Genomic DNA, 26,500 nt, shown 5'->3' on the forward strand with positions numbered 1-26,500 from the left:
CTGCGGCGCGGTGGTGCTGCTGAAGGGGCCGGATACGGTGGTGGCGTCGCCCGACGGCCGCGCCAGCATCGCCTCCAACGCGCCGCCTTCGCTCGCGACGGCGGGCGCCGGAGATGTGCTGGCCGGGATCATCGCGGGGCTGCTCGCGCAAGGCGTCCCGGCGTTCGAGGCCGCCTGTATCGGCGTCTGGCTGCACGGCGAGGCCGCGGCCGAGGCGGGACCGGGCCTGATTGCGGAAGATTTGTCGGAGGTGCTGCCCGCGGTGTTTCGCCGGCTCTATGACGAGTACGGGATTGAGTATTAGTTGGTACAGTTGCGTAGGATGGGTGGAGCGAAGCGATACCCATCATCTTCCCGAATGGCGACAGTACTTGATGGGTTTCGCTACGCTCTACCCATCCTACGTCACCAGATACTTCGCCACCGCCGTCTCGTCCCATTCCAGCCCGAGCCCAGGCCCTCGCGCGGTCACCGTGCCATCGACGACCTTGGCCGGGTGGACGAGGATCACGCTGGCGAAATCGAGGAATTCGAGCCAGTGCGCGGTTGGCGTCACCGCCAGCATGTGGGCGCTGGCTTCCGCGAACAGGTGGCTCGACATCGGAATGTTGGCGGCGTCCGCTTGGGCTGCGACCTGCAGCCAACCGGTGATGCCGCCGCACTTCATCAGATCGGGCATGATGAAGTCGCTGGCGCCTAGCGCGATCGCCTCCGCAAAGCCGCGCGGGAACCACCAGTTCTCGCCGGCCTGAATCGGCGTCGGCGAGGTCTCGCGCACTTTTGCGTGTCCAGAGAGGTTTTCCTGCGGCACGGGTTCTTCGATCCAGTGCAGATCGTAGGGAGCGAGGCGGGCAATCCGTCGCGTTGCTTCAGCGGAATCGAGCGACTGGTTGAAGTCGATCATCAGCGCGACATCGGGACCGATGAGGGCGCGCACGCCCTTGACCACGCGTTCGTCGTTCGCGGCATCGCCGTCGCCGCCCTTGATCTTGATGCCGCGAAAACCTTGCTCCAGCGAACGGCGCAACGCCTTTTCGTCGGCGACGGGATCGACCACGCCATAGCTGTCATAGGCCTTGATAGGCTTCGGTGAGCCGCCGAGCAGCTCGGCCACCGGGCGGCCCGCGACCTGGCCGAGTGCGTCCCAACAGGCCATGTCGAGGCCGGATACCGCCATGCCGACCAGGCCCTGCCAGCCGAGCAGGCGGAATTTGGCGTCGAACGCCGCCATCAGATCGAACGGCGCGACCGGTCGGCCGGTAAGTTCGCGCCCGATCTCCTCGATCAGGTGAACCAGCGGCTTCAGCGTCAGCCTGGTGTAGGCGAAAATATAGGAGTGGCCGGTAATGCCCTGATCGGTCTCGACATCGATCAAGACCAGCGGCCCGACATCGATCACACCAAAGGCGTTCTTCACGGGGCGTGCGAGCGGCACGACAAGACCGCGCGCCTTGACGCTGCGGATGGCTGGAACGGGCTTGCTCATGGCGTGCTCCTCACTCGACAGCATACCACCGCACCAGCCGCGGTGCCGCCCAGTCGGTCGCGACGGACTCGATCAGCCAGCGGCCGGCATGTTCGGCCAAGAAGGCGATGCGCTGGGTCTGGCCGGGCTCGATCGCCAGTGTGTCGAGCCAGAATGGCTTCCAGCCGTCGTCGAGCCGGTCCAGCAGCCGGAAGTGATGGCCGTGAAGGTGGAAGACGGTGGATGTGGCGGCGCGGTTGGTGAGCGCCAGCACCACGGTGCGTCCTGTTTTGGCGCGGAAGGCGGGGGCGGCGGTGGCGGCAAAGCTGGCTGGCGTAACCCAATCGCCTTGGGGACCGCCGAGCGCCAGATCGACACGGGTAGCGCCCTTTAGCTCGATCCGCTCGGGCAGCCCGTTGGAGGGCAGCGGCGGGGCCGGCCGAAGCGGAACGGGGCGGATCGGCGGCTCACTGGAGACGACGATCTTGCCGACCGGCCGGGCCTCCTTGCCGTCGTGCAGGAGGATCGCCGTGGAAGTACCTGCCGGCATTGTTACATCGATGAAGACGTCGGCCCGGCCGCCCGGCGCCAGCACCAGCGCGCCGTTGCGGGCCTGGAAGGGCTCGGCCGGCTGGCCGTCGACGGCCATCACGCGAACCTCGTAGGTCTCTATTTTCGTTGCAATAACAGCCCGTTGACAGGCGCTAATGAAGCGGAGTCTGACGCGTTCGTTGGTTCGTGCTGAGATATCGAATGAAGTTTTGCCGTTGACCGTATAGGCCGGCGTAGCGTCTTTCGGCTCGACGCCGGGCGCGATCGCCGTGCCGTCGGGCAAGACCCGCCAATCCTCGACCAGAAACACCTCGTCGCGATCGACTGCGACCATATCGCTTTCGCGGACCACCAGCGCCCGAGCCCGCGACGGCCGCGCCTGCCCATCACCGAGAAGGCTCATGTCGCACAGGAAGGTGCCGGCATGGCGCAGCGGCAGTTGCAGGGCCTGCTTGCCACCCGCGGCGAGCGGTGCGCGCGCGGTTAGTGGTTCGGCCGCAGCTACGCCATCGATTCCCCGCCAGTTCAGCACCGCGGGCGCCGGCAGCTCATTGGCGAACGCGACCTCCGCGGTATCGCCGCGCTGGAACCGGAGTTCAGGTCCTTGCAGCGACCAGATCGGCGTAAGCGGGCCATCGCGCAAGGCGAGGGAGTCTGCCTTGGCCTGGAGCGCCAACGCCGGACGTCCCTGGGCCCGGGCCGTGACGGGCCATACCGGGGCCAGCGCGGCCGCGCCAAACCCCGCCAAAAGGGTGCGTCGATTGACCATCGCGGAAAGCCTTGCCATCGGACCGGTGCGGACCATTTTTAGTTATGTCTGTCCTAGCTGTGACGCCTTGCCCCGGTGGTGTCAAAAGGGCCATTTTTTTGCTGCGGAGGTGTAGGCTCATGTTATAAGCCCGCCGCCCGCGGCATCGCGGCCGGGTTATGGATGCTTTTCACGCGGGCGTGGCGGAACTGGTAGACGCGCTGGATTTAGGTTCCAGTGACGAAAGTTGTGGGGGTTCGAGTCCCTCCGCCCGCACCAAGCGCTCTATCCAAGCGTTTGCATGACGAATACTGGAGGGCCTGCGTCCCCGTCGGGGGAAGCCAGGGTCAGCCGAACCACCGGCGCAGGCTGCAAGGCCACGCCTCGAATATTTGACACTGCCGGGCCTGTCTGGCCCGGCGCAAGCGGAAGAAGATTGACACCATGCAGGTCACCGAAACCCTCGCCGAGGGATTGAAGCACGAGTTCAAGGTCAGCGTTCCCGCATCGGATCTCGATGCCAAGGCGGATGCCAAGCTGGTCGACCTCAAGGACAAGGTGAAGCTCAATGGCTTCCGTCCCGGCAAGGTGCCGGTGAGCCACCTGAAGAAGGTGTATGGCCGCTCCGTGATGGCCGAGACCATCGACCAGACCATCCGCGACACCAACACGCAGATCTTCACCGACCGCGGTTTCCGCCTCGCGACCGAGCCGAAGATCACGATGCCGACCGAGCAGAAAGAGGTCGAGGAGTTGCTCGCCGGCAAGACCGATCTGACCTATACGGTTGCGATCGAGGTGGTGCCGACCATTCAGCTCGCCGATTTCAAGACCTTCTCGGTGGAGAAGCCGGTGGTCGAAGTCACCGACGCCGAGGTCGATGAGGCGATCAAGCGCATCGCCGACCAGAACCGTCCCTATGCGGCGAAGGCCGAGGGCGCCAAGGCCGAGAACGGCGACCGCGTCACCATCAGCTTCAAGGGCACCATCGACGGCGTGCCGTTCGATGGCGGCGCCGGCGAGGGCATCCCGGTCGTGATCGGCACCGGACAATTCATTCCGGGTTTTGAAGAACAGCTCGTCGGCATCGGGGCAGGCGAGACCCGGACGCTGAAAGTGTCGTTCCCGAAGAACTACGCCAGCGAGAAGCTTGCCGGCCAGCCGGCCGAATTCGAGACCACGGCAACCCTGATCGAAGCGCCGGGCGACACCAAGATCGATGACGAGTTCGCCAAGACGCTCGGCCTGGAATCGCTCGATAAGCTGAAGGAGGCCGCGCGCGAGCGTCTGGTCGCCGAGTTCGCCGGTGCGACACGTCAGCGCGTCAAGCGGGCGCTGCTCGATCGTCTCGACGACAACCACAAATTCGAGGCGCCGCCGTCGCTGATCGAGGAAGAGTTCAACCTGATGTGGAACTCGATCAAGGCCGAGATGGAATCGAGCGGCAAGACCTTCGCGGACGAGAACACCACCGAAGAGGCGGCCAAGGAAGAGTACAGAAAGATCGCCGACCGCCGCGTCCGGCTCGGCCTCGTGCTGTCGGAGATCGGCGAAAAGAACAAGATCACGGTGACCGACGACGAAGTCGGCCGCGCTGTGATCGAGCGTGCGCGTTCGATGCCCGGCCGCGAGAAGGAAGTCTGGGACTACTATCGCAACAATGCCAACGCGCTGGCTCAGCTTCGTGCGCCGATTTATGAAGACAAGGTGGTGGATTTCATCCTCGAACTTGCTAACGTGACCGAAAAGAAGGTCTCGCGCGAGGATCTGTTCAAGGACGACGAGGCCGACGAGAAGAGCGCAGCCTGATCGAAATGGACAGGCCGACGTTAATGATGAAGGGCGAAAGCGGCGTGGCGGCGGCGTCAGTCGCTAGGAGATCGCCTGCGAATCAGTTTGAACTCGTCTAGTCCGGCTCGCGATTGCCCGGCCTTGTCGCCGGGAAATTGGCTCATATCTGTGAGCGGCTCGCCTGTGCGAGTTCCGAGTTGAAGTCCCTGCATCACGGGACGTTCGTCCGCGCGCGGCAATCATGCCGACTGGCCCGCCGATGGATGTTCGCCCCCGCCAGTTTCTACTAACCCTTGTTTCTACCAACCCTTGGGGTGACTAATGCGCGATCCCGTTGAAACCTACATGAACCTCGTGCCCATGGTGGTCGAGCAGACCAACCGCGGCGAACGCGCCTACGATATTTTCTCGCGGCTTCTGAAAGAGCGCATCATCTTCGTGACCGGTCCGGTCGAAGACGGCATGTCGACGCTCACCGTCGCGCAGCTCCTGTTCCTCGAGGCGGAAAATCCCAAGAAGGAAATCTCGATGTACATCAACTCGCCGGGCGGCGTGGTGACATCGGGGCTTGCGATCTACGACACGATGCAATTCATCCGTCCACCGGTGTCGACGCTGTGCACCGGGCAGGCGGCCTCGATGGGCTCGCTGCTGCTCGCCGCCGGCGAAAAGGACATGCGCTTCTCGCTGCCCAATTCGCGCATCATGGTGCATCAGCCTTCGGGCGGCTTCCAGGGCCAGGCCACCGACATCATGCTGCATGCGCAGGAGATCCTGAATCTCAAGAAGCGCCTCAACGAAATCTACGTGAAGCACACCGGCCAGACCTACAAGGCGATCGAGGACGCGCTCGAGCGCGACAAATTCCTGACCGCCGAGATGGCCCGCGACTTCGGCATCGTCGACAAGGTGATCGACAAGCGCCCCGAAGAAGCGGCGGTGGTGAAAATCCCGTAAGGTAACGGATAGCGATACCCTGCGTTGACCTTAATAGTCGGTTGAATCGGCAAATGTGGCCGAAAGCTGCGTGCCTGTGCCCCCGCACGGGCCGAAAGTTCCGCTTTCGTGCCGGTTTTGCGGCGTGGCAATACCGCAACGCTCGGTCGATTTCGTCAACTTCTCCCCGTGCGAACGCCACAAATCACGGTATTGTCACGGGTAGCCATTCCGACCCCGATTAGCGAATTCTTGATAGTCGGGTGTCAGCATGGTTGGCTGTGTGGGATGGGTTAAGATCGCGGGGGAATCGAGACGCCGTGATTCGCACGGTGCGTAATTGAGTTAGGGTCTTTTCTGGTACGGAATTTGCTCTATCTACCTTGAGGTCCGGTGTGAGTGCCGGAATGGGTCGATCGGGTAACGGATCGAACGGCGGACGGAGACAGGAATGAGTAAGGTTGGCACGAGCGACTCCAAGAACACGCTGTATTGCTCGTTCTGTGGAAAGAGCCAGCACGAAGTCCGCAAACTCATCGCGGGTCCAACCGTATTCATCTGCGACGAGTGCGTCGAACTCTGCATGGACATCATCCGCGAGGAGAACAAGTCTTCGCTGGTGAAGTCGCGCGACGGCATCCCGACGCCGAAGGAAATCTGCAAGGTGCTGGACGATTACGTGATCGGCCAGAGCCATGCCAAGAAGGTGCTGTCGGTCGCCGTCCACAATCACTACAAGCGGCTCAATCACCAGACCAAGCACAACGACGTCGAACTCGCGAAGTCGAACATTCTGCTGATCGGTCCGACCGGTTCGGGCAAGACGCTGCTGGCGCAGACGCTGGCGCGCATTCTCGACGTGCCGTTCACGATGGCGGATGCGACCACGCTGACCGAAGCCGGCTACGTCGGCGAGGACGTCGAGAACATCATCCTGAAGCTGTTGCAGTCGGCCGACTACAATGTCGAGCGCGCGCAGCGCGGCATCGTCTATATCGACGAAATCGACAAGATCAGCCGCAAGTCCGACAATCCGTCGATCACCCGCGACGTGTCGGGCGAGGGCGTGCAGCAGGCGCTGTTGAAGATCATGGAAGGCACGGTTGCCTCCGTGCCGCCGCAGGGCGGCCGCAAGCATCCGCAGCAGGAGTTCCTGCAGGTCGATACCACGAACATTCTCTTCATCTGCGGCGGCGCCTTCTCAGGGCTTGAGAAGATCATCTCCGCGCGCGGACGTTCGACCTCGATCGGTTTCGCAGCCCAGGTTCTGGCGCCCGAAGATCGCCGCACCGGCGAAATCTTCCGTCACGTCGAACCGGAAGACCTGCTGAAGTACGGCCTGATCCCGGAATTCGTCGGCCGTCTGCCCGTGGTCGCGACGCTGGAGGATCTCGACGAGACCTCGCTGAAGAAGATCCTGACCGATCCGAAGAACGCGCTGGTGAAACAATACCAGCGGCTGTTCGAAATGGAGAACATCGAGCTCACCTTCGCCGACGAGGCGCTTGGCGCGGTCGCCCGCAAGGCGATCGAGCGTAAGACCGGCGCGCGGGGCCTGCGGTCGATCCTCGAAAGCATCCTGCTCGAGACCATGTTCGATCTGCCGGGTCTGGAAGGCGTCGAAGAGGTCGTGATCTCGCGCGAAGTTGTCGAGGGAACCGCCCGTCCGCTCTACATCTATGCGGACCGTTCGGATCGCGCGGTCGAGAGCAGCGCCAGCGCCTGATACCATCAGGCCTGCCAGAACTCACTACTTCCAATAGCACGGCTGTCGGAGCTTCCGGCAGCCGTTGTAGTGTAAGCATTTTTCGCGCGTCTGATCCGCAATTTGCGGTCATTTTCCGTGACTTGACACCCCCATACCCGATAGCCACCTAATGCTCATGGTGGCGGAAATCACGTTCGAGATTCGTCGCAATATCATCCGGTGAGAGACGGCAGCAAAGGCGGCCGGGCGATCCGGACTCCCGGCACCTTGTGGCGGTTGCGCTGAGCGAAGCGGACTGCGTGCAAGGGGGCAAAACAGAAGGAATAGGCCATGACAACCCCAAAAACCCGGCCAACCATCGTTCTCGGCGAAAGCCATTCGTATCCGGTGCTGCCGCTCCGCGACATCGTCGTTTTTCCGCACATGATCGTGCCGCTGTTCGTCGGCCGCGAGAAATCGATCCGCGCCCTCGAAGAGGTGATGAAGAACGACGCGCTGATCCTGCTCGCGACGCAGAAGAACGCGTCCGACGATGATCCAAACCCGGATTCGATTTACGAAGTGGGCACGCTCGCCAGCGTGCTGCAGCTCCTGAAGCTCCCCGACGGCACTGTGAAGGTGCTGGTCGAAGGGCTCGAGCGCGCTCGGGTGCAGAAGTATTCCGACCGCATCGAATATTACGAAGCGACCGCCATCGCGCTCGCCGACACCGACGCCAATTCGGTTGAAGCCGAAGCCCTGGCGCGCTCGGTCGTGTCCGACTTCGAAAGCTACGTGAAGCTGAACAAGAAGATCTCCGCCGAAGTCGTCGGCGTGGTTCAGGCGATCACTGACTTCGCCAAGCTGAGCGATCAGGTCGCCCAGCATCTGGCCGTCAAGATCGCCGATCGCCAGGGCATCCTGGAGACGTTGTCCGTCACGCAGCGCCTGGAGAAGGTGCTGGGGTTGATGGAGAGCGAGATCTCGGTGCTGCAGGTCGAGAAGCGCATCCGCTCGCGCGTCAAGCGCCAGATGGAGAAGACCCAGCGCGAATATTACCTGAACGAGCAGATGAAGGCGATCCAGAAGGAGCTCGGCGACGACGAAGGTCGCGACGAGCTGGCCGATCTGGAAGAGAAGATTGCCAAGACCAAGCTTTCCAAGGAAGCGCGGGAGAAGGCGCAGCACGAGTTGAAGAAGCTGCGCCAGATGTCGCCGATGTCCGCGGAAGCAACCGTCGTGCGCAACTATCTCGACTGGCTGCTGTCGATCCCGTGGAACAAGAAGTCCAAGGTCAAGAAGGACCTCGAGCAGGCCCAGGCCGTGCTGGACTCCGACCATTACGGGCTCGAGAAGGTCAAGGACCGCATCGTCGAGTATCTCGCGGTGCAGTCGCGCGCCAACAAGCTGACCGGACCGATCCTGTGCCTGGTTGGGCCTCCCGGCGTCGGTAAGACCTCGCTCGGCAAGTCGATCGCGAGGGCCACGGGCCGTGAGTTCGTGCGTGTGTCGCTCGGCGGCGTGCGGGATGAAGCCGAAATCCGTGGTCACCGCCGCACCTATATCGGCTCGATGCCCGGCAAGATCATCCAGTCGATGCGCAAGGCCAAGACCTCGAATCCGCTGTTCCTGCTGGACGAGATCGACAAGATGGGCGCCGATTTCCGCGGCGATCCGTCGTCGGCGCTGCTCGAGGTTCTCGACCCCGAGCAGAATTCGACCTTCAACGACCACTATCTGGAGGTCGACTACGATCTGTCGAACGTCATGTTCATCACGACCGCGAATACGCTCAATATTCCCGGCCCGCTGATGGACCGCATGGAGATCATCCGGATCGCGGGCTACACCGAGAACGAGAAGGTCGAGATCGCGCGCAAGCACCTGATCCCGAACGCCATCTCCAAGCACGGCCTCGATTCCAAGGAATGGTCGATTGACGACGATGCCTTGCTTCTGATGATCCGCCGCTACACCCGCGAAGCGGGCGTGCGTAACCTGGAGCGTGAGCTCTCCACACTCGCCCGCAAGGCGGTGAAGGAGCTGATGATCTCCAAGAAGAAGTCGGTCAAGGTCACCGAGAAGACCCTGGAAGACTTCCTCGGCGTGCCGAAGTACCGCTTCGGCGAGATCGAGAGCGAGCCGCAGGTCGGTATCGTCACCGGCCTTGCCTGGACCGATGTCGGCGGCGAGCTGCTGACCATCGAAGGCGTCATGATGCCCGGCAAGGGCAAGATGACCGTCACGGGCAATTTGCGCGACGTGATGAAGGAGTCGATCTCGGCGGCGGCGTCCTACGTCCGCTCGCGGGCGATCAACTACGGGGTCGAGCCGCCGCTGTTCGACCGGCGCGACATCCACGTCCACGTGCCTGAAGGGGCGACCCCGAAGGACGGACCATCGGCGGGTGTTGCGATGGCAACCGCGATCATCTCGGTCATGACCGGCATTCCGGTCCGGCATGATGTCGCGATGACGGGCGAGATCACGCTGCGCGGCCGCGTGCTGCCGATCGGCGGTCTGAAGGAGAAGTTGCTGGCTGCCGCGCGTGGCGGCATCAAGACGGTGCTGATCCCGGAGGACAACGCCAAGGATCTCACGGAGATTTCCGATGCGATCAAGGGCGGCATGGACATCGTCCCTGTCGCGCGGCTCGATGACGTCGTTGCCAAGGCGCTGGTCCGCGCACCGGTGCCGATCGTCTGGGAAGAGGATACCAAGGTGCCGGTCAAGCCGGATGCTTCGGACGAAGCTGCCGGTGGCCTGACGGCTCACTGATCCCGATCAGTCACTACTGATCCCGATCAGTCATCGATCCAGTTTGGAAATGATAAAACGGCGCCTTCGGGCGCCGTTTTTGTCTGTGTGGATCGGATTCGAGCAAGCGGAGTTGAAGGGGATGGAAATCGATGGGCAATATCATTGCGGGCGGTGACCTATCGGGCCGACGACGGCGCTCCGCCGCGCCCTGGATCAACGATATCGCCGGGTTGCCGGCGCATCCGGGCGACCAGCGCCCTGCAAAGCCCGGCGATAGGGCACCCTTGCGCCAAAGGGGGTCGCAGGGCTAAACAGGCGGCTCAAGGGCGGCTAGCTCAGCTGGTTAGAGCATCTCGTTTACACCGAGAGGGTCGGGAGTTCGAATCTCTCGCCGCCTACCAGTTTTCGCGCTGACGCGCTACGGCTCGGCAAGCCAGCACAAGTGCGGAAGCGCGAAGGCTGTCGCGCCGAAGCTTGAAGAGCGAAGGCGGCCGACAGAAAGCCTGCGCACACATGGACGCCCCCACAGGCCACGAACAGAACGCCGACCAGGTCGCCTACTGGAACGGGCCCGCCGGACAGCGCTGGGCCGCGCGGCAGGCGGAGCAGGACGTCGTGCTCGGGCCGGTTGCCGACCTTGTCGTCGATCGGGCCAGCTTGAAGCCGGGCGAGCGTGTCATCGATATCGGTTGCGGCAGCGGCGCTACGGCGATCGCGTTCGCGCGAGAGGTCGCGCCGTCGGGCCACGTGCTCGGCGTCGACGTATCCGGCCCGATGCTGGAGCGGGCGCGGCAGGCTGCGCCCAAGGACCTGCCGATCGATTTCATTCTGGCCGACGCGACCGTCTATCCGTTTGAGCCGGCGAGTTTCGATGTGCTGGCCTCGCGGTTCGGCGTGATGTTTTTCGCCGATCCCGCGCTGTCGTTTGCCAACATGCGGAAAGCGCTGCGGCCCTCGGGCCGGCTGGCATTCGCCTGCTGGCGCGAGCCGCGCGAAAATCCGTTCTTCATGGCGCCGCTGCAGGCTGCCTACAAGCATGTGCCGAAATTGCCGCAGCTTGGACCGGAAGACCCCGGGCCGTTCGCATTTGCCTCGGAGGCGCGTGTGCGCCGCATCCTGGGCGAGGCGGGCTTTACGGGCGTCGAGATGGAAGCGTGTCCCCTTCTGCTCGACGCCGCGATCGGCCGCGGGCTCGATGGCGCCGTGCAGGGAGCGCTGGAAATTGGGCCGGTCAGCCGCGCGCTGGAGGGGCAGCCGGAAGAACTCCGGAAGGCTGCCGCGGCTTCCATCCGCGAAGCACTCACGCCGTTCGCCAAAGGCGATGCGGTGCTGCTGCCGGCGTCGGTCTGGATCGTGACGGCGCGTGCGTCGTGATTCAAGCGGGCGCGCCGTTGCGCCATGCCGTCATTGCGAGTCCCGGCGGTTGACCCATTCCAGACCTTGAACGCCGGATCGCCATCTCCACGCCCCCAAATCGCCTAACGACTCAACGACGCTTATTGCAGCGGGCGGGCGGCGATGCGCATGGGTGCAGCAATGATGCGCTTTTCCGATCTGTATCTTACTCCGGCCCGGACCGGGCTGATTATGGTCACGCTGCTTTTGCTTGGCGCGATCGTCGTTGGAGTCATCACTGTGTCCGAACACAGTGAGGCCCGTAGGCACGCCACCCCTGAGAACGGTGGCCGAGTCATCCTGGATATCGGCGTCGCAGACCTCAGAGGGTCGCTGCCGTAAGATAACTTGTTGGACCGCAACACGCGTCCACCATGCAATGTGACGGGGAGAGCCTCGCGCCGAAACCGCTACGCCCGTTCTTCCCAGATCATCGCGAGATGCACGATGGTCTCTGCCGCCTTTTCCATGTCCTGGCGGCTGACCCATTCCAGCCGGGAATGAAAGGCGTGTTCGCCGGCGAAGATGTTGGGGCAGGGCAGGCCCATGAACGACAGCCGCGAGCCGTCGGTTCCGCCGCGGATCGAGCTTCGCACCGGCGTCAGGCCTGCGCGCTCGATCGCCTCGATGGCGTAGTCGACGATCTCGGGATGGCGGTCGATCACCTGCTTCATGTTGCGGTATTGCGGCTTGACCTCCATCCGGTAGGTCGAGTGCGGATAATCCTTCATCACGTCTTTGACGATGTCTTCTAGCAGGGCTTCCTTTTCCAAAAGGCCCGCGTCGGTAAAATCACGCACAATGAAGCCGATGGTGGCTTTCTCCAGCTCGCCCTTGATGCCGACTGGATGCAGAAAGCCTTCCTTGCCCTCGGTGGTCTCCGGCGAGCAGGTATCCTTGGGCAGGCGGTCGATAATGGCGGCGGCGATCTTGATCGCATGCTCCATCTTGCCTTTGGCAAAGCCCGGATGGGTCGAGACGCCCTCGATGGTGATGGTGGCGCCATCGGCCGAAAAGGTTTCGTCCTCGATATTGCCTGCGGATTCGCCGTCCATCGTATAGGCGAAGTCGGCGCCGAGTTTTTTCAGGTCGACCTTGTCGACGCCGCGGCCGATCTCCTCGTCGGGCGTGAACAGGATCTTGATCGTGCCGTGCTTGATATCGGGATTTTGAATCAGGAACCGCGCCGCATCCATGATCTCAGCAAGGCCGGCCTTGTTGTCGGCGCCGAGCAGCGTGGTGCCGTCCGTCGTGATGATGTCATGCCCGATCTGGTCGGCGAGCGCGGGATGGTCGGCCGCACGGATCACCTGGGTGGGATCCGCCGGCAGCACGATGTCGCCGCCCTGATAATTCCTGGCGATCTGCGGCTTGACGTTGGCGCCGCTGCAATCAGGTGAAGTGTCCATGTGCGAGCAGAAGCAGATCACCGGCACCTTCTTGTCGGTATTCGCCGGGATGGTCGCATAGATATAGCCGTGTTCGTCGAGATGGGCGTCGCCAAGTCCCATCGCCTGCAATTCGGCGGCGAGCAGGCGGCCCAAATTCTTCTGCTTCGCGGTGGAGGGGCAGGTTGGAGAGGCCGGATCGGACTGGGTGTCGATCACGACATAGCGCAGGAAGCGCTCGGTGACATCGTGGGTGAAGGCTATCGGCGAGGCCAGCATGACGATCCGGAAAAGATGAGCAAGGAAGCGCTCTATAACAGAAAAGCGCCATTCCGGGTCCCCGCCGGAATGGCGCTTCTGGTGCAATCAGGGGAGCGCCGGTCAGACGGCTTCCTTGAGTTCCTTGGCTGCGCGGAAGGCGACCTTCTTGCTGGCCTTGATCTGGATCGGCTCGCCGGTGGCGGGGTTCCGCCCTGTGCGGGCGGCGCGCTTGCGGACCTGGAGGATGCCGAGCCCAACGATACGGATCCGCTCGCCCTTCTTCAGGTGCTTTGTGATCTTGCCGACCATGTCGGTCAGGATCGCCTCTGCGGCCTTCTTCGACAAGTCGTGCTCCTCGGCGAGAGCCGCTGCCAGATGCTTGAGTGTGATGGTGGCTGGAGCCGCTGCTTTCTTCGCCATATCTGGCTCTCCTCGTTGGTTGAATGGCTTGATGCGCGTTTATGAATACCGGTCTGCGCCGGAAAGCGCGTTGCATGGTGACTTGAAACCCGAAGATCGGTACAGCCAGAGCGGCGAGGGCTTCAAGAAACCCTGACGTAGCAGGCCTTAAACGATTCGGGTGATAGCTGCCTACGCTGTTTTGCCTGAAAACAGGCCATTATTTGCATCACAATCGCAGAAGCGCCCGTTCCACGGGGATATTCGCAACGTCCTTGACTAAGCGGGAGAGGGCCTTTATGCCCTCGGTTCTGCGCGGATCAGGATCTGATTACGGCATCCGCGGGAGTAGCTCAGTTGGTTAGAGCGCCGCCCTGTCACGGCGGAGGCCGCGGGTTCGAGTCCCGTCTCTCGCGCCATTTTATCAATGGCTTGATGCTGATCTTTCGAGACTGCTGCAAACAAAAAGGCCGCCCAAGGGCGGCCGTTTTTATTTCCATTGAGCCGGTTTTGTTTAGCGGACCGTCGAGGTGCTCGAACTGGTGACGACAACCGGCTTGCCCGCCTTTACGATCTGGGCGGTCTGGCTGTAATCCGAACCGGTCCGAGCCGAGATGCCGAAAGCCGCAACGGCGATGCCAGCGACGAGAGCGACAACCACTATCTTTAAGTGGGTGCTACGATCCGCCGAGTGAAACGAGTGGTTCATATGATGCCTCCCGGACGCCTTTGACGTCCTGTGTTGGCCAGAGACGTACGCCCACTCTGTTTCAGGATCGTTTCGCGGCTTCGGCAAAATGGTTTCATTCGGCCGGTTTTTGGCCGATTTTTCGCCAAGACATCCGTGATGTAGATCACATACAGACCCGTGGCCGTCATCGATGCGGGCCCGCGCGGAGCCAGATGGGTCAAAACAGTAACAAGAACAACGGGGAGGGCCGTCGGCGAGCCGATCGGCTCAGCTCGCCCGCTGAATATCGGCGCGGATCGACCGGGCCGCCCAGATGAACAGAAGAGCTCCTACCGTTGTCGTGACGGCCGCCGATAGCAGCGAATACCGCACGGCCTGGGCGCCAAAATCGTTCTTCAGCGCGTCGTTGAGCATGCCGACCGCAAGCGGGCCGACGCCCTGGCCGAATCCGGCCGCTGTCAACGGCATGATTGCGGATGCCAGCGCCCGCATGCTCGGCTTGGCGACGGTCTGTGCGATCGCAAAGATCGGGCCGAGATGAAAGCCGACCAGGAACGAGGTCGCCGCCAGCGTCGCCACCATGGTGGTGAAGTCCTGGGTCAGCATGCACAGCGCAAACACCGGGCCGGCGAGGCCCGACGTGACCGCGGGCGCCCACAATTTCCAGCGATCGTCGTGGCGGCCGATCTGGGCCACCACAAACCCGCCGAGCAGCGTACCGGCGATGCCGCACAGCCCCTTGAAGGTGCCGGCACAGGTGCCGATTTGAACTGAAATTCGGGTACCTTGCGGCGCTGCGCGCGTTGGTCGGGCGAGGCAGGAACGCAACACTTTTTCGGGTTCTGCCGACGCGCCGAGGGCGGGCAAAGGCGTCAGGATGGCTTGTCTTGCGCCCTCTGTTGCGCTGCGCTAAGCCAAGAATAATTCCAATCAACGAATCTGCGGTCGAAATCCGCAGGAAAAGGCACCGCCGATGTCCGGCATCCTGCAAAATTACCTGCCACTTGTGGTGTTTATCGGGGTGGCGAGCCTGATCGGTCTGGCGCTCCTGATCGCCCCGTTCCTGGTCGCGTTCCAGCAGCCGGACCCCGAAAAGCTGTCCGCCTATGAATGCGGATTCAACGCTTTTGACGATGCCCGAATGAAGTTCGACGTCCGCTTCTATCTGGTCGCGATCCTCTTCATCATTTTCGACCTCGAAGTGGCGTTCCTGTTCCCGTGGGCGGTTGCGTTCGGCAAGCTCGGCGCCACCGGCTTCTGGTCGATGATGGTGTTCCTCGCCGTCCTCACGGTCGGCTTTGCTTATGAGTGGAAGAAAGGCGCGCTCGAATGGGATTGAGCCAGACAGTTATAGGCTCTTCGCCTGATATCGCGCAGGCGCCGAAGGGCATTCTCGACCCCTCGACCGGCAAGCCGGTCGGGGCCAATGACCCGTTCTTCCTCGAGGTCAACCACGAACTGTCAGACAAGGGCTTCTTCGTCGCCGCCGCAGACGACCTGATCACCTGGGCGCGGACGGGCTCCCTGATGTGGATGACGTTCGGTCTCGCCTGCTGTGCGGTCGAGATGATGCAGGTGTCGATGCCGCGTTACGACGTCGAGCGTTTCGGTTTCGCGCCGCGCGCTTCGCCGCGACAGTCCGACGTCATGATCGTGGCGGGCACACTGACCAACAAGATGGCGCCGGCGCTGCGCAAGGTCTACGACCAGATGCCCGAGCCGCGCTACGTGATCTCGATGGGATCGTGCGCCAATGGCGGCGGCTACTATCACTATTCTTACTCGGTCGTGCGCGGCTGCGACCGCATCGTGCCGATCGACATCTACGTGCCCGGATGCCCGCCGACGGCGGAGGCGCTGCTCTACGGCATATTGCTGCTGCAGAAGAAGATCCGGCGCATCGGGACCATCGAACGCTAAGGTTTAGGTAATGGACGACGGCAAGCTCGACGCCCTTGGGCAGACGATTGTTAGCGCGCTTGGCGGCGCGGCCAGCGCCCATGCGGTCGCGTTCAACCAGCTCACCGTCACGGTCGATGCGGCGAAGATCGTCGAGGTCATGAAGTACCTGCGCGACGATCCTGCGCTGCGCTTCGTGAACGTCACCGACGTGACCGCGGTCGATTATCCCGGCCGCGAGAAGCGTTTCGACGTGGTCTATCATCTGCTGTCGCCGACGCTGAACGAGCGCATCCGCGTCCGCGCCGAAGCCGACGAGACCACGCAGGTGCCGTCGATCATCGGCGTGTTTCCCGGCGCCGACTGGTTCGAGCGCGAGACCTACGATCTCTACGGCGTGATCTTCACCGGCCATCCCGACATGCGCCGGCTCCTGACCGATTACGGCTTCGACGGCCATCCGCTGCGCAAGGACTTTCCGCTCACCGGTTTCGTCGAGGTCCGCTACGACGACCAGGAGAAGCGGGTGATCTACGAGCCGGTCCGTCTGAACCAGGAATTCCGCAAATTCGATTTCCTCTCGCCGTGGGAAGGCGCGGACTATCCGCTGCCCGGCGATGAGAAGGCTGAGCCGAAGGCCTGACCATGAACGAACAACCGCAAAACCTTCGCAACTTCACGATCAACTTTGGCCCGCAGCATCCGGCCGCGCACGGCGTTTTACGCCTGGTGTTGGAGCTCGACGGCGAAGTCGTCGAGCGTGTCGATCCGCATATCGGACTCTTGCATCGCGGCACTGAGAAGCTGATCGAGCACAAGACGTACTTGCAGGCGATCCCGTATTTCGACCGGCTCGACTACGTCGCGCCGATGAACCAGGAGCACGCATTCTGCCTGGCGGCGGAAAGGCTGCTCGGCATCACGGTGCCGCGCCGCGGTCAGTTGATCCGCGTGCTCTATTGCGAGATCGGCCGCATCCTGTCGCATCTGCTCAACGTCACCACGCAGGCGATGGACGTCGGCGCCTTGACACCGCCGCTGTGGGGTTTTGAAGAGCGCGAAAAGCTGATGGTGTTTTACGAGCGCGCCTCCGGCTCGCGGATGCATGCGGCCTATTTCCGCGTCGGCGGCGTGCATCAGGACCTGCCGCCGAAACTGATCGACGATATCGAAGCCTGGTGCGACCCGTTCCTGCAGGTCGTCGCCGACCTCGAAACGCTTCTGACCGGCAACCGCATCTTCAAGCAGCGCAACGTCGACATCGGCGTGGTGACGCTGCAGCAGGCCTGGGAATGGGGCTTTTCCGGCGTAATGGTGCGCGGCTCGGGCGCGGCCTGGGACCTGCGCAAGGCGCAGCCGTATGAGTGCTACGCCGAAATGGATTTCGACATTCCGATCGGCAAGAACGGCGACTGCTACGACCGCTACTGCATCCGTATGGAAGAGATGCGGCAGTCCGTGCGCATCATGAAGCAGTGCATCGCGAAACTGCGCGCGCCTGATGGCCAGGGCCCGGTCGTCGTCGAGGACAACAAGATCGCCCCGCCCCGCCGCGGTGAGATGAAGCGCTCGATGGAAGCGCTGATCCATCACTTCAAGCTTTATACCGAAGGCGTCCGCGTCCCGGCCGGCGAAGTCTACGCCGCGGTCGAGGCGCCGAAGGGCGAGTTCGGTGTCTACCTGGTCTCCGACGGCACCAACAAGCCCTACAAGTGCAAGATCCGCGCGCCGGGCTTTGCCCATCTGCAGGCGATGGATTTCATCTGCAGAGGCCATCTGCTCGCCGACGTCTCGGCGATCCTCGGCTCGCTCGACATCGTATTCGGAGAGGTCGATCGGTGATGGCGCAGGCGCCCATCCAGTTTGACCGGGCTTCGGGCGTGCTTGCAGGTGCGAACGCGTGGGAGCGTTTGGCCGCGATTGCGCTGACGCTGGGGTCGAAGGTGGCGTCGAATTTTTCGCACCGTGGCTACAATATGTGCGCGAACCTGTTGCGCACGACGCTGCCCGAGCGCGGCATCCAAGTTAAACTAAATCCCGACGCCGTCTTCGAGTTTCCCTATGGCGATGGCTACTGGAGCAAGTTGCTCAATCGCACTTACAGCTACGAGGACGAGCTGGAGCTGCTGTTCCGCGATTCCGCCGACGTCGACTACACGCTGCTCGATTGCGGCGCCAATTACGGCTACTGGTCGGTGCTGGTGTCGAGCAAGCCGTTCGGTTCGCACAAGGCGATCGCGATCGAGCCGTCGGGGCAGAATTTTCCAAAACTCGCCAACAACGCCAAAATCAACGGCAATCGTTTCGAGGCGATGAAATGCGCGATCGGCGCTGCGCGCGGCAGCGCGCGCCTGTCCGGCACCAAGCATGAGGCCTTCAGCATCGCCGGCGACCAGTCGGACGGCGAGGAGGTGCCGGTCATCGCGCTCGACAACCTGCTGGACGACGGCAAGATCACTCGCGGCGGCAAATATCTGATCAAGCTCGACGTCGAAGGCGTCGAGATCGAGGCCATGAAAGGCGGCGTGCGGCTGATGCAGGGCGACAGCGTGCTCTTGTGCGAGGAGCATGGCAACGATCCTGAGCATACCGTGTCGCGCTACATCCTCGATCAGACCCCGCTGAAGCTGATCGTCTACGATCCGCGCAGCCATCGCCTTGAAACCGTGACCGACCTCTCGATCCTGGATCGGATCAAGGTTTCAACCCATGTCGGCTACAACGTGTTCGGCACCGCAAGCGCATTCTGGCTCGCCCGGATCGATGCGCTCAATGCGAAAGCCGCGCGCCGCGTGCAATGAGAGACTGAACGATGTCCGTCCGCCGCCTCGCCCCGAAGGAATTGCAGCCCGCGAGCTTTGCGTTCACGGATGAGAATCTCGCCTGGGCCAAGGCGCAGATCGCTAAATATCCGCCGGGCCGCCAGGCGTCGGCCGTGATCGCGATCCTGTGGCGCGCGCAGGAGCAGCACGAGGGATGGGTTTCGGAAGCCGCGATCCGCGTGGTCGCCGACCTCCTGGAGATGCCCTATATTCGCGTCCTGGAAGTGGCGACCTTCTACACCATGTTCCAGCTCCAGCCGGTCGGCAAGAAGGCCCATGTGCAGGTGTGCGGCACCACGCCGTGCCGGCTGCGCGGCGCCGAGGACATCATCAAGGTGTGCCAGAGCCGCATCCATCACGATCCCTTCCATTTGTCGAAGGATGGCAATTTCAGTTGGGAAGAGGTCGAGTGCCTTGGCGCCTGCGTGAATGCGCCGATGGTGCAGATCTGGAAGGACACCTACGAGGACCTGACCAAGGAAAGTTTCGGCAAGGTGCTGGACGGCTTTGCGTCAGGCAATCCGCCGAAGCCGGGTCCGCAGGTCGACCGTCAGTTCTCGGCGCCGGCGGGCGGGCCGACGACGCTGAAGGAATCCACATGACGCGTGACGGCACATGGCTCGTGGACGGGCCGGGAAGGGACAGCGCGATGAAGAACTGGCGCTATATCGGCATGCATGCCGTCGCGGCGGCTGCGTTCATATTTCTGCTGCAGCGTTACGGGCTGAACGCAACGCTCGAATCCAGCCTGTTGTGGGCGCTGACCTTCGGCGGATGCGCCGCGGGCCTCGCTTACGCGCAGTCCAATCGTTGATCCGCTAGGAAGCTTCAAGTCATGCTCGACGACAAGGATCGCATCTTCAAGAACCTCTACGGCCTCCATGATTGGGGGCTGGAGGGCGCGCGCCGCCGCGGCGCGTGGGACGGCACGAAAGCGATCATCGACAAGGGCCGCGACTGGATCATCAACGAGATGAAGGCTTCGGGCCTGCGCGGCCGCGGCGGGGCAGGCTTTCCGACCGGCCTGAAATGGTCGTTCATGCCGAAGGAATCCACCGACGGCCGGCCGAGCTATCTGGTGGTCAATGCCGACGAGTCCGAGCCCGGCACCTGCAAGGACCGCGAGATTATGCGGCACGATCCGCATCTGCTTGTGGAAGGCTGCCTGCTGGCAAGCTTCGCGATGGGCGCGCATGCCTGCTACATCTATGTGCGCGGCGAGTTCATCCGCGAGCGCGAGCGGCTGCAGGCCGCGATTGATCAGGCCTATGACGCGAAGCTGGTCGGCAAGGACAATATCAACGGCTGGCCGTTCGACATCTATGTCGCGCATGGCGCCGGCGCCTATATCTGCGGCGAAGAGACTGCGCTGCTGGAGAGCCTCGAAGGCAAGAAGGGCCAGCCGCGGCTGAAGCCGCCATTCCCGGCCAATGTCGGCCTCTATGGCTGCCCGACCACCGTCAACAATGTCGAATCCATTGCGGTTGCGCCCGACATCCTGCGGCGCGGTGCGGCGTGGTTTGCCGCCATCGGCCGGCCGAACAATGTCGGCACCAAACTGTTTTGCGTTTCCGGCCATGTCGAGCGCCCCTGCAACGTCGAAGAGGCGATGGGGATTCCGTTCCGCGAGTTGATCGAGCGCCATTGCGGCGGCATTCGCGGCGGCTGGGACAATCTAAAAGCCGTGATTCCCGGTGGCTCGTCGGTGCGCATGGTGCCGGCCGAGCAGATCATCGACACGCCGATGGATTTCGACAGCCTCAGCAAGCTGCGTTCCGGCCTTGGTACTGCCGCTGTCATCGTGATGGACAAGTCGACCGACCTGATCCGGGCGATCGCGCGCATCTCCTATTTCTACAAGCATGAGAGCTGCGGCCAGTGCACGCCCTGCCGCGAAGGCACGGGCTGGATGTGGCGGGTGCTGACCCGCATGGCCGAAGGCCGCGCCCACAAGCGCGAAATCGACATGCTGCTGGAGGTGACAAAACAGGTCGAAGGCCACACCATCTGCGCGCTCGGCGACGCCGCGGCGTGGCCGATCCAGGGCCTGATCGCGCATTTCCGCCACGAGATCGAGGCGCGTATCGACCAGTATTCGCACAAGGCCGACATCGACGATATCGGCGTGCGTGATCCCGTGAACATGGCGGCGGCGGAGTAGGGTAATGGCAGACGAACCTGACAGCATTGTGCTGGCGATCCTGCGCAGGATTGATCAACGCACCGAACGGATGGCGGAAGATCTTCACGATTTGAAGACGCGCGTCACCTCCGTTGCTGGTGTTAACCGCAGGCTGGACCGTCTTGAAACGCGCGTGGACCGAATTGAGAAGCGTCTCGAATTGACTGATGTAACGCACTGAGACGATGGGACCAATGTCGCAACCGAGTTCCTGGTGGCAGAGATACGGGACGCTGGCGCAGATGGCGCAGGCGGCCGTGGCGCTGCTCGGCTTTGTTGCGATCCTGTTCCAGATCAACGAAATCCGCACCAACAACCGCGCGACGAGCGCGCGTCAGGCGTTTCTGGGCTACACCGATCTGGCGTTCAAGAATCCGAAATTCGCGCAGCCGGACTACGACAAGATCAAGGCCGCCGGCGGCGATGAGCAGGTCCAGTACGAGAGCTTTGTCACCTATTTCCTTTACGCCTGCGAGGAAGCGATCGGCGCATTCGCGGGAAAGCGCGAGTGGCTGGCCTCCTGCGATTACGACCTGAAGCCGCATCTGCCGTTCCTGTGCGAGAAGAACGCGGCGCAGCCGGCCTATATCGCCACCTATGGCGCCGAGACCCAGCAATGGATCAAGACGGCGCTGAAGACCGCCAGCGTTACACCGCCAGACTGCAAGCTGGGAAAGACTTGAGACAGCAATGACCAAACTCATCATCGACGGCAAAGAGATCGATGTGCCTGCGGAGTACACGCTGCTGCAGGCGTGCGAGGCCGCCGGCGCCGAAATTCCGCGCTTTTGCTACCACGAGCGGCTGTCGATCGCCGGCAATTGCCGGATGTGCCTCGTCGAGATCAAGGGCGGTCCGAAGCCGGTCGCAAGCTGCGCCTGGGGTGTGCGCGACTGCCGGCCCGGCCCAAAGGGCGAGCCGCCGGAAATCTCGACACGTTCGCCGATGGTCAAGAAGGCGCGCGAAGGCGTGATGGAATTTCTGCTGATCAACCATCCCTTGGATTGCCCGATCTGCGACCAGGGCGGCGAGTGCGATCTGCAGGACCAGGCGATGGGCTACGGCGTCGACACCTCGCGCTATGCCGAGAACAAGCGCGCGGTCGAGGACAAATATCTGGGCGCGCTGGTCAAGACCTCGATGAACCGCTGCATCCAGTGCACGCGCTGCGTCCGCTTCTCCGCCGAAGTCGCCGGCGTCCCGGAAATGGGCGCGACCGGCCGTGGCGAAGATATGGAGATCACGACCTATCTGGAGCAGGCGCTGACCTCGGAATTGCAGGGCAACCTCGTCGATATCTGCCCCGTCGGCGCGCTGACCTCAAAGCCTTACGCGTTTGCCGCGCGTCCGTGGGAGCTCGGCAAGACGCAGTCGGTCGACGTCATGGATGGCGTCGGCTCCGCAATCCGCGTCGATACCCGCGGCCGCGAGGTGATGCGCATCCTGCCGCGCATCAACGAGGCCGTGAACGAGGAATGGATTTCCGACAAGACCCGTCACATCGTCGACGGCCTGCGCACCCAGCGGCTCGACCGGCCCTATGTCCGGGAGAACGGCAAGCTTCGCGCCGCGTCCTGGCAGGAGGCTTTCGCGGCGATTGCGGCCAAGGTCAGGATGAGCGACGGCAAGCGGATCGGGGCCATCGCCGGCGATGTCGCCGCGGTCGAAGAGATGTTCGCGTTCAAGGACCTCTTGGGCAAATATGGCTCCACCAATTTGGCGGTGCAGGGCGGCGACGCCTTCGACCCCAAGGCGGGCCGCGCGACCTACATCTTCAATCCGACCATTGCCGGGATCGAGCAGGCCGACGCGCTGCTGATCATCGGTTCCAATCCACGCAAGGAAGCCGCCGTCCTCAACGCGCGCATCCGCAAGCGCTGGCGTACGGGCCAGCTCAGGGTCGGCCTAATCGGAGCCAAGGCCGATCTCACCTATGATTACGATTATCTCGGCGCGGGCACCGACACGCTCAGCGACCTCGCTGGTGGCAAGCATTCCTTCACCGAGGTGCTGAAAGGCGCCAAGAACCCGATCGTGCTGGTCGGCGCCGGCGCGCTGGCGTCGCGGCATGACGGCGCGGCGGTGCTGGCGCAGGCAGCCAAGATCGCGGCAGGCACAGGCGCTCTCAAGGACGGCTGGAACGGCTTTGCCGTGCTGCAGGATACGGCCTCGCGCGCGGGCGCGCTCGACATCGGCTTTGCGGCTGATAAGAGCGGTCTCAGCCTGGCGCAGATGACGACCTTCGGCACGCTCGATGTGCTATTCCTGCTTGGGGCGGATGAAGTAAAAGTGCCGGACGGCACGTTCGTGGTCTATATTGGCACCCATGGCGACCGCGGCGCGCACCGCGCCGATGTCATCCTGCCCGGCGCGGCCTATACCGAAAAATCCGGCCTCTACGTCAACACCGAGGGCAGGGCGCAGATCGCCAGCCGCGCGGCGTTCCCGCCCGGCGAGGCCCGCGAGGACTGGGCGATCGTCCGCGCGTTGTCGGATGTGCTCGGCAAGAAGCTGCCCTATGATTCCCTCGGGGCGTTGCGCCAGGCCCTGTTCAAGGCTGTGCCGCACTTGATGCGGATCGACCAGATCGAGCCCGGCAAGGCCGAGCAGGTCAAGGCGCTGGCGAAGAAGGGCGGCAAGGTTGACAAGAGCCCGCTGAAATCTTCCGTCGAGGATTTCTATCTGACCAATCCGATCGCACGGGCCTCGGCGGTGATGGCGGAATGTTCCCGGCTGGCGGCCGGGCGAATGCTGACGGCAGCGGAGTGAGCGTGACCTGATGGCTGATTTGTTCGCAAGCTCGTTCTGGACCGGCTTTCTCTGGCCGCTGATTGTCATGGTCGCGCAGAGCCTGTTGCTGCTCGTCGTGCTCCTGATCGCGATCGCCTACATCCTGCTCGCCGACCGCAAGATCTGGGCGGCGGTGCAGATCCGCCGCGGCCCCAACGTGGTCGGCCCCTGGGGCCTGCTGCAATCCTTCGCGGACCTTTTGAAGTTCGTGCTGAAGGAGCCGATCATTCCGTCGGGCTCCAACAAGGGCGTGTTCCTGCTAGCGCCGCTGGTGTCCTGCGTGCTGGCGCTGGCTGCCTGGGCCGTGATTCCGATGGATCTCGGCTGGGTCATTGCCGACATCAATGTCGGCGTGCTCTACATCTTCGCGATCTCGTCGCTGTCGATCTACGGCATCATCATGGCCGGCTGGTCGTCGAACTCGAAATATCCGTTCCTGGCCGCACTTCGCTCCGCGGCGCAGATGGTATCCTACGAAGTCTCGATCGGCTTCGTCATCATCACCGTCTTGTTGTGCGCCGGCACCCTCAATCTGTCGGCCCTGGTGGAAGCGCAGAACACCCGCGGCTTCGCCAGCCTGATCGGCCTGCCGCAGCTCACCATCCTGAACTGGTATGTCTGGCCGCTGTTCCCGATGTTCGTGGTGTTCTACGTCTCGGCGCTGGCCGAGACCAACCGTCCGCCGTTCGACCTGGTGGAAGCGGAATCCGAACTGGTCGCGGGCTTCATGGTCGAATACGGCTCGACGCCGTATCTCTTGTTCATGCTCGGCGAATATGTCGCGATCACCACGATGTGCGCGTTGGCGACGATCATGTTCCTCGGCGGCTGGCTGCCGCCGGTAGCGTTGCCGCCGTTCACCTGGATCCCCGGCGTGGTCTGGTTCGCGCTGAAGGTGTTCTTCATGTTCTTCCTGTTTGCGATGGCGAAGGCGATCGTGCCGCGCTACCGCTACGATCAACTGATGCGACTCGGCTGGAAGGTGTTTTTGCCGTTGTCGCTGGCGATGGTGGTGATTGTGGCCGGGGTGCTGCAATTTGCCGGCATTGCGCCGAAGTGAGGCTGTCATGAGTGTCAACGTCAACGCAACCGCCCGAGCGCTTCTGCTGAGCGAATTCGTATCGGCGTTCTTTCTCGCCATGCGCTATTTCTTCAAGCCGAAGCCGACGATCAACTATCCGTTCGAGAAGAACCCGATCTCGCCGCGGTTCCGCGGCGAGCACGCTTTGAGGCGTTACCCGAACGGCGAAGAGCGCTGCATTGCCTGCAAGCTGTGCGAGGCCATTTGTCCGGCGCAGGCGATCACGATCGAGGCCGGCCCGCGCCGCAACGACGGCACCCGCCGCACCGTGCGCTACGACATCGATATGGTGAAGTGCATCTATTGCGGCCTGTGCCAGGAAGCCTGCCCTGTCGATGCCATCGTCGAGGGACCGAATTTCGAATTCGCGACCGAGACCCGCGAGGAACTCTACTATGACAAGGCGAAGCTGCTCGCCAATGGCGACCGCTGGGAGCGCGAGATTGCGAAAGCAATCGAACTCGACGCGCCGTACCGGTGAGGTGATGAACGTGGCTAATAGGATTCATGCATTTGCCGCACGTGCGGTGCGCCCTCTCCCCCCTTGCGGGGGAGAGTTGGAGAGAGGGGTAAGTCCCGGGGCCGGTGCGCGTGGCTTACCCCTCTCTCTAGCCTCGAGAGCGAGCTTCGCTCGCCTCGGACCCCGCAAGGGGGGAGGGAACGCATTTGCGTCCGCGGTTAGCTTCTCGCTCCATGGCTGGAGGCGCGCATGATCCTTCCCGCACTGTTCTTCTACCTCTTCGCGGGCGTCTGCGTGGCGTCGGCGGTGATGGTGATTGTCTCGCGCAATCCCGTGCACTCCGTGCTGTACCTGATCCTGGCCTTCGTAAACGCCTCCGGCCTGTTCGTGCTGATGGGCGCCGAATTCCTCGGCATGATGCTGATCGTGGTCTATGTCGGCGCGGTCGCCGTGCTGTTCCTGTTCGTGATCATGATGCTCGACGTCGATTTCACCGAGCTGCGCGAGGGTTTTCTGGAATATCTGCCGATCGGTCTCGTGATCGGCGGCATCTTCCTTGCCGAGCTGCTGCTGGTCGCGGGCGGATGGGTCATGAAGCCCGAAACCGCCAAGCAGATCACGGCGGCGATCCCGACCAATGTCAGCAACACCGAGGCGCTCGGGCTGGTGCTCTATACGAAGTACATCCACTACTTCCAGATCGCCGGCATGGTGCTTCTGGTCGCGATGATCGGCGCGATCGTGCTGACGCTGCGTCACAAGGCGAAGGTCAAGCGGCAGGACATCAACGTGCAGAACGCGCGGACGCCGGAGCTCGCGATGGCCGTGCGCAAGGTGGCGTCGGGCCAGGGGCTGCAGGATTCCGATGCGGCGGAGTGGGTGAAATGACGATCGGTCTGGGCCACTATCTCGCGGTCGCCGCCACCCTGTTCACGATCGGGATCCTCGGCATCTTCCTAAACCGCAAGAACATCATCGTCATCCTGATGTCGATCGAGCTGATCCTGCTCGCCGTCAACATCAACCTGGTGGCGTTCTCGACCTTCCTTGGCGACATCGTCGGCCAGGTGTTTGCGCTGTTGGTGCTGACGGTTGCCGCCGCCGAGGCGGCGATCGGTCTCGCGGTGCTGGTGGTGTATTTCCGCAACCGCGGTTCGATCGCGGTTGAAGACGTCAATCTGATGAAGGGCTAA

Annotated in this window: 27 protein-coding genes, 3 tRNA genes and 1 pseudogene; 25 read left to right on the top strand and 6 right to left on the bottom strand. The window is 62.8% G+C overall.

Features of this window, described 5'->3' with window-relative positions; genetic code table 11:
• A partial coding sequence (locus CP49_RS06420) for an ADP-dependent NAD(P)H-hydrate dehydratase (protein ID WP_276326831.1) occupies positions 1 to 304 on the top strand: 304 nt, incomplete at its 5' end.
• A 96-nt stretch (positions 305 to 400) separates the two neighbouring features.
• Here the strand turns inward: CP49_RS06420 and CP49_RS06425 are convergent.
• Positions 401 to 1,486, bottom strand: coding sequence for an enolase C-terminal domain-like protein (locus CP49_RS06425; RefSeq protein WP_057849454.1), 1,086 nt, complete (start codon positions 1,484 to 1,486; stop codon positions 401 to 403).
• A gap of 10 nt (positions 1,487 to 1,496) precedes the next feature.
• Positions 1,497 to 2,786, bottom strand: a complete 1,290-nt coding sequence (locus tag CP49_RS06430; protein WP_245310529.1) for a multicopper oxidase family protein — start codon at positions 2,784 to 2,786, stop codon at positions 1,497 to 1,499.
• 173 nt (positions 2,787 to 2,959) lie between these two features.
• Here CP49_RS06430 and CP49_RS06435 point away from each other — a divergent pair.
• The 8 genes from CP49_RS06435 to CP49_RS06470 all read left to right on the top strand — a co-directional run bounded on the left by CP49_RS06435 (position 2,960) and on the right by CP49_RS06470 (position 11,676).
• Positions 2,960 to 3,044: transfer RNA gene (locus CP49_RS06435), tRNA-Leu, on the top strand.
• 165 nt (positions 3,045 to 3,209) lie between these two features.
• A complete protein-coding gene (tig, locus tag CP49_RS06440) occupies positions 3,210 to 4,574 on the top strand; it encodes a trigger factor (protein WP_057849456.1) in 1,365 nt (454 codons plus the stop codon).
• A 303-nt stretch (positions 4,575 to 4,877) separates the two neighbouring features.
• Positions 4,878 to 5,513, top strand: coding sequence for an ATP-dependent Clp protease proteolytic subunit (locus CP49_RS06445; RefSeq protein ID WP_057849457.1), 636 nt, complete (start codon positions 4,878 to 4,880; stop codon positions 5,511 to 5,513).
• Between the two features lie 430 nt (positions 5,514 to 5,943).
• Entirely contained in the window at positions 5,944 to 7,218 is a 1,275-nt protein-coding gene (gene clpX / locus CP49_RS06450) for an ATP-dependent Clp protease ATP-binding subunit ClpX (RefSeq protein WP_028345767.1), read from the top strand.
• A 312-nt stretch (positions 7,219 to 7,530) separates the two neighbouring features.
• Positions 7,531 to 9,957, top strand: coding sequence for an endopeptidase La (gene lon, locus CP49_RS06455; protein ID WP_057849458.1), 2,427 nt, complete (start codon positions 7,531 to 7,533; stop codon positions 9,955 to 9,957).
• Between the two features lie 306 nt (positions 9,958 to 10,263).
• A tRNA-Val gene (locus CP49_RS06460) sits at positions 10,264 to 10,340 on the top strand.
• Positions 10,341 to 10,452: 112 nt separating this feature from the next.
• The gene (locus CP49_RS06465; protein ID WP_057849459.1) at positions 10,453 to 11,313 is read left to right on the top strand and encodes a class I SAM-dependent methyltransferase; all 861 of its coding nucleotides are present in this window, start codon (positions 10,453 to 10,455) and stop codon (positions 11,311 to 11,313) included.
• A 150-nt stretch (positions 11,314 to 11,463) separates the two neighbouring features.
• Entirely contained in the window at positions 11,464 to 11,676 is a 213-nt protein-coding gene (locus tag CP49_RS06470) for a hypothetical protein (protein ID WP_057849460.1), read from the top strand.
• Positions 11,677 to 11,744: 68 nt separating this feature from the next.
• On the opposite strand, the gene pepT is transcribed toward CP49_RS06470, so the two are convergent.
• Complete coding sequence (gene pepT, locus CP49_RS06475; protein ID WP_057849461.1) at positions 11,745 to 13,001, bottom strand: peptidase T; 1,257 nt, start codon at positions 12,999 to 13,001, stop codon at positions 11,745 to 11,747.
• A gap of 102 nt (positions 13,002 to 13,103) precedes the next feature.
• Positions 13,104 to 13,436, bottom strand: a complete 333-nt coding sequence (locus CP49_RS06480) for an HU family DNA-binding protein (protein ID WP_276326522.1) — start codon at positions 13,434 to 13,436, stop codon at positions 13,104 to 13,106.
• A gap of 288 nt (positions 13,437 to 13,724) precedes the next feature.
• On the opposite strand from CP49_RS06480, the gene CP49_RS06485 reads away from it, so the two are divergent.
• Positions 13,725 to 13,801: transfer RNA gene (locus CP49_RS06485), tRNA-Asp, on the top strand.
• A gap of 95 nt (positions 13,802 to 13,896) precedes the next feature.
• Here CP49_RS06485 and CP49_RS46975 read toward each other — a convergent pair.
• Both CP49_RS46975 and CP49_RS06495 read right to left on the bottom strand, forming a co-directional pair.
• The gene (locus CP49_RS46975) at positions 13,897 to 14,091 is read right to left on the bottom strand and encodes a hypothetical protein (protein ID WP_057849462.1); all 195 of its coding nucleotides are present in this window, start codon (positions 14,089 to 14,091) and stop codon (positions 13,897 to 13,899) included.
• 249 nt (positions 14,092 to 14,340) lie between these two features.
• Positions 14,341 to 14,847: pseudogene (locus tag CP49_RS06495) on the bottom strand (MFS transporter); the annotation flags it as partial.
• 199 nt (positions 14,848 to 15,046) lie between these two features.
• Here CP49_RS06495 and CP49_RS06500 point away from each other — a divergent pair.
• The 15 genes from CP49_RS06500 to nuoK all read left to right on the top strand — a co-directional run bounded on the left by CP49_RS06500 (position 15,047) and on the right by nuoK (position 26,500).
• Entirely contained in the window at positions 15,047 to 15,412 is a 366-nt protein-coding gene (locus CP49_RS06500; RefSeq protein ID WP_057849463.1) for an NADH-quinone oxidoreductase subunit A, read from the top strand.
• A complete protein-coding gene (locus CP49_RS06505; RefSeq protein ID WP_057849464.1) occupies positions 15,403 to 15,993 on the top strand; it encodes a NuoB/complex I 20 kDa subunit family protein in 591 nt (196 codons plus the stop codon). The genes CP49_RS06500 and CP49_RS06505 overlap by 10 nt, the downstream gene beginning before the upstream one ends.
• A 10-nt stretch (positions 15,994 to 16,003) precedes the next feature.
• Positions 16,004 to 16,615, top strand: coding sequence for an NADH-quinone oxidoreductase subunit C (locus CP49_RS06510; protein WP_057849465.1), 612 nt, complete (start codon positions 16,004 to 16,006; stop codon positions 16,613 to 16,615).
• A gap of 2 nt (positions 16,616 to 16,617) precedes the next feature.
• Positions 16,618 to 17,814 (top strand): NADH-quinone oxidoreductase subunit D, encoded by a 1,197-nt coding sequence (locus tag CP49_RS06515; RefSeq protein ID WP_057849466.1) that lies wholly within the window; start codon positions 16,618 to 16,620, stop codon positions 17,812 to 17,814.
• Entirely contained in the window at positions 17,814 to 18,773 is a 960-nt protein-coding gene (locus tag CP49_RS06520) for an FkbM family methyltransferase (protein ID WP_057849467.1), read from the top strand. Before CP49_RS06515 ends, CP49_RS06520 begins: the two co-directional genes overlap by 1 nt.
• 11 nt (positions 18,774 to 18,784) lie before the next feature.
• Entirely contained in the window at positions 18,785 to 19,396 is a 612-nt protein-coding gene (gene nuoE / locus CP49_RS06525) for an NADH-quinone oxidoreductase subunit NuoE (RefSeq protein ID WP_057849468.1), read from the top strand.
• Positions 19,393 to 19,608: a hypothetical protein gene (locus CP49_RS06530; RefSeq protein ID WP_057849469.1), complete on the top strand. Its 216-nt coding sequence runs from the start codon at positions 19,393 to 19,395 to the stop codon at positions 19,606 to 19,608. Before nuoE ends, CP49_RS06530 begins: the two co-directional genes overlap by 4 nt.
• Before the next feature lie 21 nt (positions 19,609 to 19,629).
• Positions 19,630 to 20,955 carry an NADH-quinone oxidoreductase subunit NuoF gene (gene nuoF / locus CP49_RS06535; protein ID WP_057849470.1) on the top strand — a complete coding sequence of 442 codons (1,326 nt, stop codon included), beginning with the start codon at positions 19,630 to 19,632 and terminating at the stop codon, positions 20,953 to 20,955.
• Between the two features lie 4 nt (positions 20,956 to 20,959).
• Positions 20,960 to 21,157 (top strand): hypothetical protein, encoded by a 198-nt coding sequence (locus tag CP49_RS06540; protein WP_057849471.1) that lies wholly within the window; start codon positions 20,960 to 20,962, stop codon positions 21,155 to 21,157.
• Between the two features lie 13 nt (positions 21,158 to 21,170).
• On the top strand, positions 21,171 to 21,659 hold the full coding sequence (locus tag CP49_RS06545) for a hypothetical protein (protein ID WP_156438102.1): 489 nt from the start codon (positions 21,171 to 21,173) through the stop codon (positions 21,657 to 21,659).
• A gap of 7 nt (positions 21,660 to 21,666) precedes the next feature.
• Positions 21,667 to 23,745: an NADH-quinone oxidoreductase subunit NuoG gene (gene nuoG / locus CP49_RS06550; RefSeq protein ID WP_057849473.1), complete on the top strand. Its 2,079-nt coding sequence runs from the start codon at positions 21,667 to 21,669 to the stop codon at positions 23,743 to 23,745.
• A gap of 10 nt (positions 23,746 to 23,755) precedes the next feature.
• Entirely contained in the window at positions 23,756 to 24,826 is a 1,071-nt protein-coding gene (nuoH, locus tag CP49_RS06555) for an NADH-quinone oxidoreductase subunit NuoH (protein WP_057849474.1), read from the top strand.
• A 7-nt stretch (positions 24,827 to 24,833) separates the two neighbouring features.
• The gene (gene nuoI, locus CP49_RS06560; protein ID WP_028345787.1) at positions 24,834 to 25,328 is read left to right on the top strand and encodes an NADH-quinone oxidoreductase subunit NuoI; all 495 of its coding nucleotides are present in this window, start codon (positions 24,834 to 24,836) and stop codon (positions 25,326 to 25,328) included.
• 228 nt (positions 25,329 to 25,556) lie between these two features.
• Entirely contained in the window at positions 25,557 to 26,195 is a 639-nt protein-coding gene (locus CP49_RS06565; RefSeq protein WP_057849475.1) for an NADH-quinone oxidoreductase subunit J, read from the top strand.
• Complete coding sequence (gene nuoK, locus CP49_RS06570; RefSeq protein ID WP_028345789.1) at positions 26,192 to 26,500, top strand: NADH-quinone oxidoreductase subunit NuoK; 309 nt, start codon at positions 26,192 to 26,194, stop codon at positions 26,498 to 26,500. Before CP49_RS06565 ends, nuoK begins: the two co-directional genes overlap by 4 nt.

It is taken from the genome of Bradyrhizobium valentinum (genome assembly GCF_001440405.1).
GTDB classification, from domain to species: domain Bacteria; phylum Pseudomonadota; class Alphaproteobacteria; order Rhizobiales; family Xanthobacteraceae; genus Bradyrhizobium; species Bradyrhizobium valentinum.

Bases quoted from the DNA above. Each gene is read 5' to 3' on its own strand.
- CP49_RS06425 (WP_057849454.1), bottom strand. From the start codon at position 1,486: ATGAGCAAGCCCGTTCCAGCCATCCGCAGCGTCAAGGCGCGCGGTCTT.
- CP49_RS06430 (WP_245310529.1), bottom strand. From the start codon at position 2,786: ATGGTCAATCGACGCACCCTTTTGGCGGGGTTTGGCGCGGCCGCGCTG.
- tig (WP_057849456.1), top strand. From the start codon at position 3,210: ATGCAGGTCACCGAAACCCTCGCCGAGGGATTGAAGCACGAGTTCAAG.
- CP49_RS06445 (WP_057849457.1), top strand. From the start codon at position 4,878: ATGCGCGATCCCGTTGAAACCTACATGAACCTCGTGCCCATGGTGGTC.
- clpX (WP_028345767.1), top strand. From the start codon at position 5,944: ATGAGTAAGGTTGGCACGAGCGACTCCAAGAACACGCTGTATTGCTCG.
- lon (WP_057849458.1), top strand. From the start codon at position 7,531: ATGACAACCCCAAAAACCCGGCCAACCATCGTTCTCGGCGAAAGCCAT.
- CP49_RS06465 (WP_057849459.1), top strand. From the start codon at position 10,453: ATGGACGCCCCCACAGGCCACGAACAGAACGCCGACCAGGTCGCCTAC.
- CP49_RS06470 (WP_057849460.1), top strand. From the start codon at position 11,464: ATGGGTGCAGCAATGATGCGCTTTTCCGATCTGTATCTTACTCCGGCC.
- pepT (WP_057849461.1), bottom strand. From the start codon at position 13,001: ATGCTGGCCTCGCCGATAGCCTTCACCCACGATGTCACCGAGCGCTTC.
- CP49_RS46975 (WP_057849462.1), bottom strand. From the start codon at position 14,091: ATGAACCACTCGTTTCACTCGGCGGATCGTAGCACCCACTTAAAGATA.
- CP49_RS06500 (WP_057849463.1), top strand. From the start codon at position 15,047: ATGTCCGGCATCCTGCAAAATTACCTGCCACTTGTGGTGTTTATCGGG.
- CP49_RS06505 (WP_057849464.1), top strand. From the start codon at position 15,403: ATGGGATTGAGCCAGACAGTTATAGGCTCTTCGCCTGATATCGCGCAG.
- CP49_RS06510 (WP_057849465.1), top strand. From the start codon at position 16,004: ATGGACGACGGCAAGCTCGACGCCCTTGGGCAGACGATTGTTAGCGCG.
- CP49_RS06515 (WP_057849466.1), top strand. From the start codon at position 16,618: ATGAACGAACAACCGCAAAACCTTCGCAACTTCACGATCAACTTTGGC.
- CP49_RS06520 (WP_057849467.1), top strand. From the start codon at position 17,814: ATGGCGCAGGCGCCCATCCAGTTTGACCGGGCTTCGGGCGTGCTTGCA.
- nuoE (WP_057849468.1), top strand. From the start codon at position 18,785: ATGTCCGTCCGCCGCCTCGCCCCGAAGGAATTGCAGCCCGCGAGCTTT.
- CP49_RS06530 (WP_057849469.1), top strand. From the start codon at position 19,393: ATGACGCGTGACGGCACATGGCTCGTGGACGGGCCGGGAAGGGACAGC.
- nuoF (WP_057849470.1), top strand. From the start codon at position 19,630: ATGCTCGACGACAAGGATCGCATCTTCAAGAACCTCTACGGCCTCCAT.
- CP49_RS06540 (WP_057849471.1), top strand. From the start codon at position 20,960: ATGGCAGACGAACCTGACAGCATTGTGCTGGCGATCCTGCGCAGGATT.
- CP49_RS06545 (WP_156438102.1), top strand. From the start codon at position 21,171: ATGTCGCAACCGAGTTCCTGGTGGCAGAGATACGGGACGCTGGCGCAG.
- nuoG (WP_057849473.1), top strand. From the start codon at position 21,667: ATGACCAAACTCATCATCGACGGCAAAGAGATCGATGTGCCTGCGGAG.
- nuoH (WP_057849474.1), top strand. From the start codon at position 23,756: ATGGCTGATTTGTTCGCAAGCTCGTTCTGGACCGGCTTTCTCTGGCCG.
- nuoI (WP_028345787.1), top strand. From the start codon at position 24,834: ATGAGTGTCAACGTCAACGCAACCGCCCGAGCGCTTCTGCTGAGCGAA.
- CP49_RS06565 (WP_057849475.1), top strand. From the start codon at position 25,557: ATGATCCTTCCCGCACTGTTCTTCTACCTCTTCGCGGGCGTCTGCGTG.
- nuoK (WP_028345789.1), top strand. From the start codon at position 26,192: ATGACGATCGGTCTGGGCCACTATCTCGCGGTCGCCGCCACCCTGTTC.